The organism is Roseivivax lentus, from assembly GCF_900156805.1.
Classification (GTDB): domain Bacteria; phylum Pseudomonadota; class Alphaproteobacteria; order Rhodobacterales; family Rhodobacteraceae; genus Roseivivax; species Roseivivax lentus.
This window is the reverse complement of sequence record NZ_FTOQ01000003.1, coordinates 155,626-169,060: the sequence shown is the minus strand read 5'-3', so window position 1 is coordinate 169,060 and position 13,435 is coordinate 155,626. Positions and strand designations below refer to the sequence as shown.

General features: G+C 66.7%; 13 protein-coding genes. 3 read left to right on the top strand and 10 right to left on the bottom strand.

Annotated features, from left to right (window positions below; genetic code table 11):
* Positions 1-46: 46 nt before the first annotated feature.
* The 6 genes from BW990_RS07755 to BW990_RS07735 all read right to left on the bottom strand — a co-directional run bounded on the left by BW990_RS07755 (position 47) and on the right by BW990_RS07735 (position 5,805).
* Positions 47-2,047 (bottom strand): acetyl-CoA carboxylase biotin carboxylase subunit, encoded by a 2,001-nt coding sequence (locus BW990_RS07755; protein ID WP_076446709.1) that lies wholly within the window; start codon positions 2,045-2,047, stop codon positions 47-49.
* Positions 2,048-2,185: 138 nt separating this feature from the next.
* Positions 2,186-2,389, bottom strand: coding sequence for a hypothetical protein (locus tag BW990_RS07750; RefSeq protein ID WP_076446707.1), 204 nt, complete (start codon positions 2,387-2,389; stop codon positions 2,186-2,188).
* A gap of 355 nt (positions 2,390-2,744) precedes the next feature.
* Positions 2,745-3,104 (bottom strand): hypothetical protein, encoded by a 360-nt coding sequence (locus BW990_RS07745; protein WP_076446705.1) that lies wholly within the window; start codon positions 3,102-3,104, stop codon positions 2,745-2,747.
* An 84-nt stretch (positions 3,105-3,188) separates the two neighbouring features.
* Positions 3,189-3,335, bottom strand: a complete 147-nt coding sequence (locus BW990_RS22075) for a hypothetical protein (protein ID WP_200798033.1) — start codon at positions 3,333-3,335, stop codon at positions 3,189-3,191.
* 214 nt (positions 3,336-3,549) lie between these two features.
* Positions 3,550-3,942 carry a DUF6497 family protein gene (locus tag BW990_RS07740; RefSeq protein ID WP_076446703.1) on the bottom strand — a complete coding sequence of 131 codons (393 nt, stop codon included), beginning with the start codon at positions 3,940-3,942 and terminating at the stop codon, positions 3,550-3,552.
* Between the two features lie 330 nt (positions 3,943-4,272).
* Positions 4,273-5,805: an acyl-CoA carboxylase subunit beta gene (locus tag BW990_RS07735; protein ID WP_076446701.1), complete on the bottom strand. Its 1,533-nt coding sequence runs from the start codon at positions 5,803-5,805 to the stop codon at positions 4,273-4,275.
* Positions 5,806-6,001: 196 nt separating this feature from the next.
* Here BW990_RS07735 and BW990_RS07730 point away from each other — a divergent pair, with 196 nt between their 5' ends.
* Positions 6,002-7,228 (top strand): multidrug effflux MFS transporter, encoded by a 1,227-nt coding sequence (locus tag BW990_RS07730; RefSeq protein ID WP_076446699.1) that lies wholly within the window; start codon positions 6,002-6,004, stop codon positions 7,226-7,228.
* A gap of 45 nt (positions 7,229-7,273) precedes the next feature.
* Complete coding sequence (locus tag BW990_RS07725; protein WP_076446697.1) at positions 7,274-8,671, top strand: helix-turn-helix domain-containing protein; 1,398 nt, start codon at positions 7,274-7,276, stop codon at positions 8,669-8,671.
* A gap of 44 nt (positions 8,672-8,715) precedes the next feature.
* On the opposite strand, the gene BW990_RS07720 is transcribed toward BW990_RS07725, so the two are convergent.
* Complete coding sequence (locus tag BW990_RS07720) at positions 8,716-9,036, bottom strand: hypothetical protein (RefSeq protein ID WP_076446695.1); 321 nt, start codon at positions 9,034-9,036, stop codon at positions 8,716-8,718.
* 222 nt (positions 9,037-9,258) lie between these two features.
* On the opposite strand from BW990_RS07720, the gene BW990_RS07710 reads away from it, so the two are divergent.
* Complete coding sequence (locus BW990_RS07710) at positions 9,259-10,698, top strand: alpha/beta fold hydrolase (RefSeq protein WP_076446688.1); 1,440 nt, start codon at positions 9,259-9,261, stop codon at positions 10,696-10,698.
* Positions 10,699-10,723: 25 nt separating this feature from the next.
* On the opposite strand, the gene BW990_RS07705 is transcribed toward BW990_RS07710, so the two are convergent.
* From BW990_RS07705 to BW990_RS07695, 3 genes are all read right to left on the bottom strand, one after another.
* Positions 10,724-11,671: an NAD(P)/FAD-dependent oxidoreductase gene (locus BW990_RS07705; protein WP_076447121.1), complete on the bottom strand. Its 948-nt coding sequence runs from the start codon at positions 11,669-11,671 to the stop codon at positions 10,724-10,726.
* The gene (locus BW990_RS07700; protein WP_076447122.1) at positions 11,668-12,141 is read right to left on the bottom strand and encodes a DUF427 domain-containing protein; all 474 of its coding nucleotides are present in this window, start codon (positions 12,139-12,141) and stop codon (positions 11,668-11,670) included. Before BW990_RS07700 ends, BW990_RS07705 begins: the two co-directional genes overlap by 4 nt.
* 147 nt (positions 12,142-12,288) lie before the next feature.
* A complete protein-coding gene (locus tag BW990_RS07695) occupies positions 12,289-13,302 on the bottom strand; it encodes a hypothetical protein (protein ID WP_076446685.1) in 1,014 nt (337 codons plus the stop codon).
* Positions 13,303-13,435 lie beyond the last annotated feature (133 nt).

The following is a 13,435-nucleotide window of genomic DNA, read 5'->3' as shown; positions in this document are numbered from 1 at the left end:
CGCCGTCCCTGCCCCGCCATATGTCGCGCCCGCCCACGTCATCGGATCACTCGAACTCCAGGATCACGTCGTCCACGGCCAGGCTGTCGCCCGGACCCGCATTGACCTTGGAGACCACGCCCCGGCGCTCGGCGCGCAGGATGTTCTCCATCTTCATCGCCTCGACCGTACAGAGCGCCTGGCCTTCCTGCACCTCGTCGCCTTCGGCCACGTTCACCTTCACCAGAAGACCCGGCATCGGGCAGAGCAGCATCTTCGAGGTGTCCGGCGCCTCCTTGACCGGCATCAGGCGCGCGAGTTCGGCCTGACGCGGCGTGCGCACATGCACCTTCATGTCCGCCCCGCGCGTGCGGATCCGGAAACCGCCCGAGATCTTGCCGACCTTCATCACCAGCGGCGCGCCGTCCACCTGCATCCAGGCGAGCTGATCGCCGGGGGTCCAGTCGCCGGTGATCCGGTGCTCGGCCCCATCGGCGAAGCGCACCGTCGCGCCATCGTGGTCGGCCGCGATTGTCACATCGAAATCAGCGTCTTGCAGGGCGACATTCCAGTTGTCTCCGACGTGACGCTCGTGGTTGTCGAGGGTACCCGAGATGCGCGCGCGGCGAATTTCAGCCACCCGGTTCATCGCCGCGGCGGCGGCCGCGACGCGGCGCTGTCCCTCTTCGCCCAGGGTCACGCCGTCGAAGCCGCCGGGATATTCCTCTTCGATGAAAGCCGTCGTCATGTCGCCCGAGATGAACTTCGGATGATCCATCACCGCGGCCACGAAGGGCAGGTTGTGCCCGATGCCCTCCACCTCGAAACTGTCTAGCGCGTTGCGCATGGTCTCGATCGCGGTGGCGCGATCCTTGCCCCAGGTGCAGAGCTTGGCGATCATCGGGTCGTAATACATCGAGATCTCGCCGCCCTCGAAAACGCCGGTATCGTTGCGCACGATGCCGTCGCCCATCGGGCCTTCGGTGGGCGGACGGTAGCGCGTCAGCCGCCCGATCGAGGGCAGGAAGCCGCGATAGGGGTCTTCGGCGTAAAGCCGGTTCTCGATGGCCCAGCCGTTGATGCCGATATCGGATTGCTTGAGCGCCAGTTCCTCGCCATTGGCCACGCGGATCATCTGCTCCACGAGGTCGATGCCGGTGATCAGCTCGGTCACCGGGTGTTCCACCTGCAGGCGGGTGTTCATCTCGAGGAAGTAGAAGTTCTTGTCGCCGTCGACGATGAACTCGACCGTGCCGGCAGAGGTGTAGCCCACCGCTTGCGCGAGCGCGCAGGATTGTTCGCCCATGGCCTTGCGCGTCGCCTCGTCGAGAAACGGCGACGGCGCCTCTTCGACGACCTTCTGGTTGCGGCGCTGGATCGAGCATTCGCGTTCGTTGAGATAGAGACAATTGCCATGGCTGTCGGCCAGGACCTGGATCTCGATATGGCGCGGCTGGGTCACGAACTTCTCGATGAAGATACGGTCGTCGCCGAAGGAGCTGGCCGCCTCGTTCTTGGAGGATTGGAAGCCCTCGCGCGCCTCGTCGTCGTTCCAGGCGATGCGCATGCCCTTGCCGCCGCCGCCCGCGGAGGCCTTGATCATCACCGGGTAGCCGATGTCATTGGAGATCTTCACCGCCTCTTCGGCGTCCTCGATCAGGCCCATATAGCCGGGCACGGTCGACACGCCCGCCTCCTGGGCGATCTTCTTCGAGGTGATCTTGTCGCCCATCGCCTCGATGGCCTTCTTGGGCGGGCCGATGAAGGCCACGCCTTCCTTCTCGAGCGCCTCGGCGAATTTCGGGTTCTCGGACAGGAAGCCGTAGCCCGGATGCACCGCCTCGGCCCCGGTCTGGCGGATGGCGTCCATGATCTTGTCGATCACGATATAGGACTGGTTCGCCTGCGGCGGGCCGATATGCACGGCCTCGTCGGCCATCTCCACATGCAGCGCGTTCTTGTCGGCGTCCGAGTAGACGGCCACGGTCTTGATGCCCATGGCGCGCGCGGTCTTGATGACGCGGCAGGCGATTTCGCCGCGGTTGGCGATCAGGATCTTCTTGAACATGGCTGTCCCTTTTCAGCTATCCGGACGGGGCCGCGCCCCGCAGGCTCTGTCCCACGAAAAAGGCCACCCGGGCGCAATGCCCGCGTGGCCTCGATTGCATGATGCGATGGTGCGGGCGCTAGGGCGCGCCCGATGCGATCAGCAGCGTTCCGGATAGGTCCGGCAATAGGCGACGTTGCCTGCCGCCCCCACGACCGCACCGGTCGTGACGTCGCCGTCGACCGCAGCCGCGGTGCCCGCGCCCACGGCGCCGCCGATGAGGGCCTGTTCGCCCAGCGTGTCGCCGCAGGCCGCAAGGCCGAACAGCGCCAGAACGGCGGAGATTTTCGCAAGATGTCGCATGAGTTGTGCTCCCTCGGAGATACTTGTTTTTGCTGTACCGGGATAACATCCGCGACATGAGCGGAGTTCCACCGAAAAACGCAAGATGCATTCGTTTCGGCGGTTTCCAGCGCAAAATCTCGGATTGCTCCGGCGGTGTGAGGGAAAAGACCGGGCGGCCAGTTCGGGGATGGACTGAACCGCCCGGTAGGGGAAGGGTAACGGTGAGATGAAAGCGTGCAAGACCGCCTCACCGGGTGCGACCCCTTTGGGGACATCCAAACGTTGGCACGCGAAATCCTCGCGGAAAAGCGCGAAAAATCGCCTGAGCGGAAATCGGCCTTTTCCCGCTTAAAGTGTGCGATCATCGGCATATTCATGCCCAAAGATCCCCGTCGATGGCGTCGGGAAAGGACGCACGGGCGGCGCGCTCGTCGATAATGAGCCGCGCCTCGTAATCGGTGGGATCGAACGGGTCGTCGAAGGCCAGCACTTCACGCCCGAACAGCCAGGACAGACGCCCCGCATCGAGGTTGCCGCGTTCGAAGGGTTCGGTGCCGAAATGGTCCCACAGCGCCGCCATGAACCACAGATCCGCCCGCTTGTCGGGCGCCCGGCGATCGGCGAAGCGATCGCGCCGGATGATCGGCGTCGCCCCCTTGGGGTTGGCGCGGCGCAGGGTGAACTGGAAATCGGTGCCCGGCAGCCGGCCGGGAAAGCCGCGATGCTTGATCATGGGCGCGCCCCCGTCGCTGCGGAGAGCCATGTCGCAATGCGCGGCGCGAAGGGGGCGGCCCCGAAGGCCCGCCCCCGGTCGTTCTTACTTGTACTTGCCGGTGTAGACGGGCTCGACCGAAATCGGCTCCGGCTCGACAATGATGAACTCTTCTTCGGTCGACTGCTGACCGCAAGCGGCCAGCGTGGTGACGAAGCCGAAGAGAGCGAGAAGCTTGATGCTCTTGGACATTTCTGTCTCCTGTTTCCGTGGTACGGGCGAAACGCTGCCTCAGCCATCGGCCCGTGATTGGTCTTGGTATCGGTTCCTTGGAGGCAACCGCGGGCGAGCATAGCCGAATTGTTCGGGCAAATACATCTCGACCGGCGAAGGCCCGCCACTTGTGGTCGGAAAGACGCAAAGACCGGGGCAAGACCGTATGGAAAAACAATATCTTGTGGGCGCATCAAAAGGCCTCCCACATGCAGCGATCCTCTTCGATTCGATAGGATTCGAAGACCTGCAGGATGTCGGGGCGGGAGACGCCGAACTCGGTCGGCGCGGCGCCGATCGAGATGACGATCTGGCCGGGATCGGGATATTCCACCGGGATCGAGGGCAGCGCGACCTGGTCGCACAGAAAGTCCATATCCGCCGAGAGCACGTCCAGGTCGGGCGCCGTCTCGCCGAGGTTCTGGGCAACGAAGCGGAAGCGCGCCAGGGCGCCCTGCCCCTCGCGCGTCTCGATGCGCAATTCCTGGAAATCCGCGACGAGCCCCGATGGCAGGGGGATCGGCTCCTCGAGCGCGGCAGCCGCGCCGGGCAGCAGCAAGGCGAGACCGGCCGCGAGACGGGCCATGCCGGGCATCCCGCGCGGCGACATGATCGGTGAAAGGGGGTGGCAGCCCTGGCCCCGTTTCCGGGCTCCTCCCGCCGGGGCTGCCGAAAGGCGGGACGAACCCGCGTCTTGTGCGCTTGTCGCACCGGGCGCGCTTTGCGCAACCCGGGCCGGGCGCACATCATTCGCGTGATGCTCAGCCCTTAAGCGGTTGGTCGGAGAGTGACCAATGCGCAGCGACACATCAAGCCCGATTTTTAGCCATATGGTCGGTAAAGTGGTCATTTATTCCTCAATCCGCTCGAATCTGCGCAGAAATCCGCATATCTGCCCGGGACGCAGCGAATCACCTCAGAGCGGGATGTTGTCGTGCTTCTTCCACGGGTTCTGGCGCTTCTTGCCGCGCAGCGCCGCGAAGGCCCTGCTCACCCGGCGCCGGGTCGAATGCGGCTGGATCACCTCGTCGATGAAGCCCCGTTCGGCGGCGACGAAGGGATTGGCGAAGCGGTCCTCGTAGCTGGCGGTATGGGCCGCGATCTTCTCGGCATCGCCAAGATCGGCGCGATGGATGATCTCGGTCGCGCCCTTGGCGCCCATCACCGCGATCTCGGCGGTGGGCCAGGCATAGTTGAAATCGCCGCGCAGATGCTTGGAGGACATCACCACATAGGCGCCGCCATAGGCCTTGCGGGTGATGACCGTCACCTTCGGCACCGTGGCTTCGCCATAGGCGAAGAGCAGCTTCGCGCCGTGCTTGATGACGCCGCCCACTTCCTGGCCGGTCCCCGGCAGGAAGCCCGGCACGTCGATGAAGGTCAGGATCGGGATCTCGAAGGCGTCGCAGAAGCGCACGAAGCGCGCCGCCTTGCGCGCGCTGTCGATGTCGAGGCATCCCGCGAGCACCATCGGCTGGTTCGCCACCACGCCCACTGTCTGCCCTTCGAGGCGGATGAAGCCGGTGATGATGTTCTTCGCGAATTCCGCCTGGATCTCGTAGAAATCGCCCTCGTCGGCGACCTTGTGGATCAGCTCTTTCATGTCATAGGGCGTGTTGGCGTTTTCCGGCACCAGCGTATCGAGCGAGGCCTCGACGCGGCCGGGCTCGTCGAAGAAGGGCCGCACGGGCGGCTTCTCGCGGTTGTTGAGCGGCAGGAAATCCACTAGGCGGCGCACTTCGGCCAGCGCCTCGACATCGTTCTCGAAGGCGCAATCGGCGACCGAGGACTTGCGGGTATGGGTCGTGGCACCGCCCAGTTCTTCGGCGGAGACGACCTCGTTGGTGACGGTCTTCACCACGTCCGGCCCCGTGACGAACATGTAGGAGCTGTCCTTCACCATGAAGATGAAGTCGGTCATCGCCGGCGAATAGACCGCCCCGCCCGCACAAGGGCCCATGATGACCGAGATCTGCGGGACCACGCCCGAGGCCATGATGTTGCGCTGGAAGACCTCGCCGTAACCCGCGAGGCTGTCGACGCCTTCCTGGATGCGCGCGCCGCCCGAATCGTTCAGGCCGATCACCGGCGCGCCGTTCTGCATCGCCATGTCCATGATCTTGCAGATCTTCTGCGCGTGGGTCGCCGAGACCGAACCGCCGAGCACGGTGAAATCCTGGCTGAACACGTAGACCATGCGGCCATTGATCGTGCCCCAGCCGGTGACGACGCCGTCGCTGTAGGGGCGGTTCTTCTCCATGCCGAAATCGGTGCAGCGATGAGCGACGAACATGTCGAATTCCTCGAAAGAATCCTCGTCGAGCAGCAGGTCGATCCGTTCGCGCGCGGTCAGCTTGCCCTTGGCGTGCTGGGCATCGACGCGCTTTTCGCCGCCGCCGAGACGCGCCTCGGCGCGCCGGTTCTCGAGTACCTGAAGAATGTCTTTCATCGCCCGCTCCCTGGTCCGGTCCCCTCCGCTTTGCCAAAAGCCGGTGCAGGCGACAAGAAAAATACCGCAAATTTGCAAATAATGGAAAACGTGCGGATCGCTAATTGCAATATTGCGAAGCACGCGCGCGGGAACGGGCCCCGGGCCGATGTCGCGCCAATGGACTTTGCCGCCGCGCTTGCCTAGATCGCTTGCCATGGACCACCGCAACAGCGTCCGCTTTCTCGACCGGACGAGCCCACCGCATATCGCCACCCTGATCCTGCTTGCGGGAATCTCGGCGCTGGCCATGAACATCTTCCTACCGAGCCTGCCGAAGATGACCGCATTTTTCGACACCGAATACCGGCTGATCCAGCTGTCGGTGGCGGTCTACCTGGCGGTGAACGCGGTGCTGCAGGTCCTCGTGGGGCCGATCTCGGACAAGATGGGACGGCGCCCGGTGATCCTGGGCGGCATCGCGGTCTTCTGCCTTGCCACGCTCGGCTGCGTGCTGGCCACCGATATCTGGGTCTTTCTGGGCTTCCGGATGATGCAGGCGGCCATCGTCACCGCGATGGTGCTGAGCCGGGCCGTGGTGCGCGACATGGTCCCGCAGAACCAGGCGGCCTCGATGATCGGCTATGTCACCATGGGCATGGCGGTGGTGCCGATGATCGGCCCGGCCATCGGCGGCGTGCTCGACGAGGTCTTCGGCTGGCAGGCCAATTTCTGGCTTCTGCTGATCCTCGGGCTGGCGCTGTTCTGGCTGGCCTGGCGCGACCTCGGCGAGACCGCGCGGCCCTCGGGGCTGACGCTGATCCAGCAATTCCGGGAATATCCCGAACTCTTCCGCTCGCCGCGCTTCTGGGGCTACGCGCTGGCGGCGGGCATGTCGTCGGGGGCGTTCTTTTCCTATCTCGGCGGCGCGCCCTTCGTGGGCTCGGAAGTCTTCGGGCTGACACCCGCGCAGCTCGGCATCTATTTCGGCATCCCGGCGGTGGGATATTTCATGGGCAATTACCTCTCGGGGCGGTTCAGCCAGGATGTGGGCGTCAACCGGATGGTGCTGATCGGCGCGCTGATCAACGGGGCGGGCATCGGCGCGTCGATGCTCATCTTCGCCCTGGGCCAGGGCTCGGCCGCGTCCTTCTTCGGCTTCATGTGTTTCGTCGGCATCGGCAACGGCATGACGATCCCCAATGCCACGGCGGGCGCCCTGTCCGTCCGGCCGCATCTGGCGGGCACGGCTTCGGGCCTTGCGGGGGCGATCATGATCGGGCTTGGCGCGGCGATGTCGGCGCTGGCGGGGCTCTTGCTGCAGCCCGGCACCGGGCCCTGGCCGCTTCTGTGGCTGCAGATGAGCACCGCGATCCTCGGCGTCGTGTCGATCGTCGTGGTGATCCGCCGCGAACGGCAGCTGAACCGGCTGGACCGGGCCTGATCTTTTTGCAAACTTGCGTCAGCACTTTTGCAAAGGCGGCGCGACATGGCTCAACAGAAACTTTATGCCGGGGCGAAGCTGCGCGAATTGCGCCAGCGGCTGAACCTGACCCAGAAGGATTTCGCCGCCAAGCTGGGGGTCTCCCTGCCCTATCTCAACCAGATGGAGAACAACAATCGCCCGGTCTCCTCGACGGTGATGCTGGCGCTGGCGCAGGAATTCGGCTTCGACGTGACCGAGCTGGGCCAGGGCGATGCGGAGCGGCTGATCACCGACATGCGCGAGGCGCTGGCCGATCCGGTCTTCACCGACACCGCCCCCTTGGCCGATCTGCGGCTGACCGCATCGAACGCCCCGTCGCTCGCCCGGGCCTTCCTGGAACTGCACCGCGCCTACCGCCAGACCCATGAGCGGCTGGCCTCGCTCGACGAGGCGCTGGGGCGCGAGGGCGCGCAGCTCGCGCCCTCACCCTGGGAAGAGGTGCGCGACTTCTTTCATTATTGCGACAATTACATCGATCCGGTGGACCGCGCGGGCGAGAACGCCTCGAAACTGCTGCAAAAGGGCGAGGATCCGCGCCGCGCGCTGGTCCAGCATTTCGCGGGCCTCGGCATCGAGACGCGCTTTCTACGCGACACCACGCTCCGGCATTACGATCCCGCGCTCAGGCGGCTCAATATCTCGGCGCTGGTGCCGCCCGAGACGCAGACCTTCCAGCTGCTGCTGCAACTCGCGCTGATCCAGCACGACAAGCTTCTGGAGGCGACGCTCGATCTTGCACGCTTCCAGTCCGACAGCGCGCGCGCCATCGCCAAGATCGGTCTGGCCAATTACTTCGCCGGCGCTGCCCTCATGCCCTATCGGGCATTCCTCGCAGCGGCGCAGGAGGTGCGGCACGACCTCGAACTGCTCTCGGCGCGGTTCCATGCCTCGATCGAACAGGTGGCGCACCGGCTGTCGACCCTGCAGCGGCCGGGCGCCAAGGGCATCCCCTTCTTCTTCGTGCGCGTCGATCAGGCCGGCACCATCACCAAGCGCCATTCCGCCACACGGCTGCAATTCGCCCGGTTCGGCGGCGCCTGCCCGTTATGGAACGTGCACCGCGCCTTCGAGACGCCGGGCCGCTTCCTGCGGCAACTGGCCGAAACGCCCGACGGGGTGCGGTATATCAGCCTCGCGCGGGACGTCTCGAAGCCCGGCGGGCATTTCGATGCGCCCGTGCGCCGCTATGCCATCGCGTTGGGCTGCGAAGTGACCCATGCGGGCGCGCTGGTCTATGCGGACGGGCTGGACGTGACCCGCGCCGAGGCCTTCGAGCCGATCGGCATCTCCTGCCGCATCTGCGAGCGCCGCGAATGCCATCAGCGCTCGGTACCGCCGCTGGAGCGCCCGCTCGCCATCGCGCCCGATCACCGGGGGATCCTGCCCTACGAGGTGGAATAGCGTCGCGGGGACAGGGGGCGCAGTCCGCCCGGCCCGGCCCTGGCTCAGCCGGCCCGCGCCGGCCAGAGCGCCCGGACCAGCATCACCGCCGCGCCGAGATCGGCGATCAGCACACCGACCAGGATCCAATCCGGAACCGTCGAGGCTTTGGCAAGCTCCAGCGCCGTGCCTGCCATGCCGCCCAGCATGCAGACGAGCGCAAGCCAGGCCACCCAGACGAGCGCGGCGCGCAGGCCGAAGAAGAACCCCGTATAGAGCACGGCGGGGAACAGCAGGAACAGCCCGACCGGACTGAAGCCCGACAGGACGCTGCCCAGAACGTGCAGCGCCGCGCTGAGAAGAAGGAAATACCCGGCCGCGATCATCTGCCGACCGGCAGGTCGGGCGTGGTCGCGTCGCAGGGCGCGATGGCGGTGCTTCGCTGGTCTCGCATCAAGCCGTCTCCTTCGTTCGCGGGGCCGGGATCATCCGCAGGCTGCCGCCGTCTCACGGGGCCGATCTCCTGCCCCCGGGGCGTTGCGCAAGTCGCGGCCCCGGGGGTCGAAAAAGATATAGCCTCCGCGCAGGCGAACGCCACATAAGCGTCCATGCCAGTCCTGCGCCCATCCGTCCTGATCCCGATCATTGCCCTTGCGGTCGCCCTGTGGTCGGTCGTCCTCCTCGAACGGGCCCGCGGCGCGGTCGGGATCGAAGAGGTCCTGTTCCAAGAGACACCCGCAACGATCTATACCGGCGAGGCGGATACCGGCCTGCTGGTCATCGTCTCGCATGGCTTTGCTGGGTCGCGCCAGATGATGGAGGCGATCTCGCTGACCCTCGCGCGGGCGGGGCATACCGTCGTTGCCTTCGATTATTACGGCCATGGACGCCACGAGACACCGCTGTCGCCGGCGGTCGAGACGGTGACCGGGACGACCGAGGACCTCGTTCGGCAGACGCTGGCGGTGGTGTCGGCGGCGCAGGCACGGACGGGTCTGACCCGCGTCGCGCTGGTCGGACATTCCATGGCCACCGACGTGATCGTGCGGGCCGCGGCACGGCTTCCCGCGACAGAGGCGGTGGTGGCGATCTCGATGTATTCCGAGGCGGTGAGCGCTAGCCATCCGGAGCGGCTTCTCATCGTGTCGGGCGCCACCGAAGGCCGCCTGCGCGATGTCGCGCTGGACGTCGTGGCCCAGATCCGGCCCGCCGGGGAAGGTGAGACCGTGACCGGGAACGGCGTCATCCGCCGGGCGGTCAGCGCGCCATGGGTCGGGCATGTGGGCGTGCTCTGGGCGCCCCTGACCCTGACGGAAATCGCGGGCTGGCTCGGCGGCCGGGTGGCCCCGGCCCTCACCGGCCCGTGGATCGCGGCGCTGCTCGTCTCGATTGTCGTGCTGTTCCGGCCCCTCGCCGCGCGTCTTCCTGCCACCGACGCGCCCGCCCGCCCCGATCTGCGCCGGAGGGCGATGGCCGCCGCCTCGGCGGCGCTGGTGACGGGGGGTGTCGCCGTGACCGGCCTGCCGCTGTTCGGGCTGGCGGGCTTCGGCGCGCTGGGGCTCGCCTTCGGCCTCTGGGGCGCGACCGTTCTGGCCATCCTGCGGCCGCGCATGCGGCTCACGGGACCGGACCTTGCCGGGGCGGCGCTGCTGATCGCCTGGGGGCTCGGGGTATTCGCCATCGCACTCGACCGCTACGGGGCGGCGTTCCTGCCCACGGGGCCGCGGCTGCCGCTCATGCTCGCGCTGCTGCCCGCGACGCTGCTTTTCGCGCTGGCCGACCGCGCGCTTGTCGCCGGGCGCGGCCTGCTCGCGCGGATCGGTCTGCGCGTGCCGTTCCTGCTGGCGCTTCTTCTGGCGATGACGCTGGGCCCGGCGCAGCTTGGTCTGGCATTCACGGTGCTGCCGGTGCTGGTGCTCTTCTGGCTGGTCTACGGCACGATGGCGCGCTGGGTCTCCGCACGGACCGGTCCGGTCGGGGCGGGCCTTGGCGCGGGGGTGATCCTGGCATGGGCCGTCGCGGCCTCGACGCCGCTGTTCCAGGCCTGACCGGGCCGCGACAGGCCCGCCGCTTTCAGAGCCCGCGCAGGACCGCCTCGGCGACCGCCCGACCGCTGGTCCAGGCATCTTCGGCCTTGGCGCCCAGACACCAATCGCCCCCCGCGAAAAGACCCTGCGCGTTATCGGCGAGGAAAGGCGCGCCGAGCGGCACCGCGACGAAAGCGTAGCGCCAGCGATGGGCCGAGACATAGGCCGCATCGCGCGCCAGATCGCGCCCCAGCGCGGCGGAGACCGCAGGCAGCATCGCGGCGGCGATCTCGTCGCGGTCCAGCTCCAGGTGCCGCAAGCTCCAATCCAGACCGGCCTGCGCCACAAGGCAGACGGCGCCGGGCCGCCCCGGCTTGGTCTGGTCGCAGGCGATCCAGGAGATATCCTCTTCGGGTGCGCGGCGATGCGTGAAAGGCATCTCGGCCCCTTGCGGCAGCCCGGCCATGAGCGTCAGGCAGGGCGCCATCTCGACCCCGGTCAGTACCTCGGCAAAGGCGTGGCCCTCGGGCAGAAGCGCCGCGATCTGCGGCGCGGGCGCCGTGATGACGACGCGGTCGAATGGGGCATCGCCCCCATTCCAGACCAGCTTCCAGCCGTCGCCCACAGGGACGACCCTGTCCACCTGCACGCCCTGACGGATCTCGATCCCGCGTCCGAGATACTTCGGCAGACCCGTCATCCCCGGCAGGCCGACATAGGCCGCATCGCGGCCGGGCAACGGCCAGCGTGCCACGGCGCCCGCGGCTTCGGCCTCGGACAGCAGCGTGGCGAAGGCCTCACCCCGCGCGCGGAGGTATTGCGCGCCGTGATCGAACTGGAAGCCCGGCTCTGCGCGCCGGGTGGCCATGCGGCCGCCGATCCCGCGCCCCTTGTCGAAGACCACGACCGACAAACCCCGATCCGCGAGGCTGCGCGCGCAGCTCAGACCGGCCATGCCGGCGCCGATGACGGCGATCCGCGGCACCGATGTCACCAATGCTCGGTCCCCGCGGCACCCTTGATGCGCCCCTGAAGGTTCGGGGTGACCCAACCGCCGTAGAAATCGCCCGGCTGCGGCAGCACGCGGGTTTTACCCACGAAACAGGCCTCCATCGCGCCGGCATAGAAGGAGATGTACCCGGCGAGATCCGCGAAACGCGCCTTCGGGGTCGGGTAGGACCAGGCGGCGCGCGGCGCGGAGACGCCCCCGGCCTCTACGTCGAAATAGACCGCCTGCCCCTTCCATTCGCAAAAGGTCGTGCCACGGACCGGGATCAGGCGGGCCGAGATATCTTCGGGAGGGATGTAATAGGTCGGCGCGTGATGCGTCTCGAGCACCCGCAGCGCGCGGGAGGTCTGGGCGATGGTCTGCCCGGCGAGCATGACGCGCAGAGTGGCGGCCACCGGCGCGAGGGCGGGCGGACGCGGATAGTCCTGAACGTTTTCGGGGGGCAGCGATGACATGGGATGCGAGATGATCTTCCGCTCGGGGGTTTCAAGCGCTTTGGTGGCGGAGGAGGCAAGCCCGGACATGCACAATAGGAACCACGAAGGCGCCCTGAACCGCCCGAGCTGACGTCGCACCTCATGCCGACGGCACGGGCGCTCCGGTCATTGCGGCCGCACGGGCACCGGCTCCTCCACCCCGCCCAAAAGGCTCCGCACAGGCGGCAGATCGGTGATCCTCAGGCGTTGTCCGTAGCCCAGCAAGAGCAGCAGTAGGGCGACCCCGATAATCGGCATGTGCCCGATGAACTCGACAAGCGCGGCCTCGTTGTTGCCCTGCAGGATGAAAACGATGTTCGAGATCGCCATCATGATCGACAAGGCCAGCACGGCCAGGCGCACGGTCGTCCCGAGTATGAGCACGATCCCGAGCACCGCTTCCACCATGCCCGCGGACAGCACGAAGAGCCGGTCGTCGAAGATCGTGATGCCGAGCGCCTCCATGAAGTTCCATTGGTACTGCGCCACGAAGACCTGCCCCATCGCGCTCGGCGCGAGTTTCTCGCCCACGGCCAGTGCCACGAGCGAAATGCCGGTCCAGATACGCAGCACATCGACGGAATAGGGCTTGAGCAGGTCGCGCCAGACCTCGCTCTCGAAGGAATTGAACAGCAGGAAGAAGGCGATGCCCACAACGATCGCGTATTCGAGCGCGGGCAGGAACCCGAATTTCCACGTCACCCCGGCATGCAGCACAAGCATCAGGACCGCCGTGACCTTGATCCAGCGATTGGCGATCAGCAGGATCCCGATGACCGCCTGCAGGATCAAAAGCGTCAGGCCCAGACCGCCTTCCGCCAGCTTGTGCGGCGCGACCAGAGCACCGTCATAGGCCGTCAGCAGGAAACTCATGCCGGTGAAGACGCGCAGGATTTCCATGAAATCGTGCCGCAGCTTCGATTGCACGATGCGCGGGGTCGGCAGCTTTCCGTCCAGCCAGACCGAAAACGCGACCATCCCGGCCGCCAGCACGCACCAGGCGAGGAAGATCGGGTCGGTGACCGCGACATTGGCCAGCGGCTCCGCATCGGTCTGGACGAACCAGTTCACATGCGCCGCCGCGCCGGTGCCGATCAGGACGGTGGACAGGCCCACACCGTAGAAGAACCACGTTTTCATAGCGTTGCTCTGTGCCGTTAAAGGGATCCCTTCGTTGGCGAAGGAAATAGGGCGATTTCGGTCTTTGGCACGCCGGGCGGCGTTCCGACGCAGGCGGCGTGGCCCCGGCGCAGACGGCTTGTCGACCTCCGCC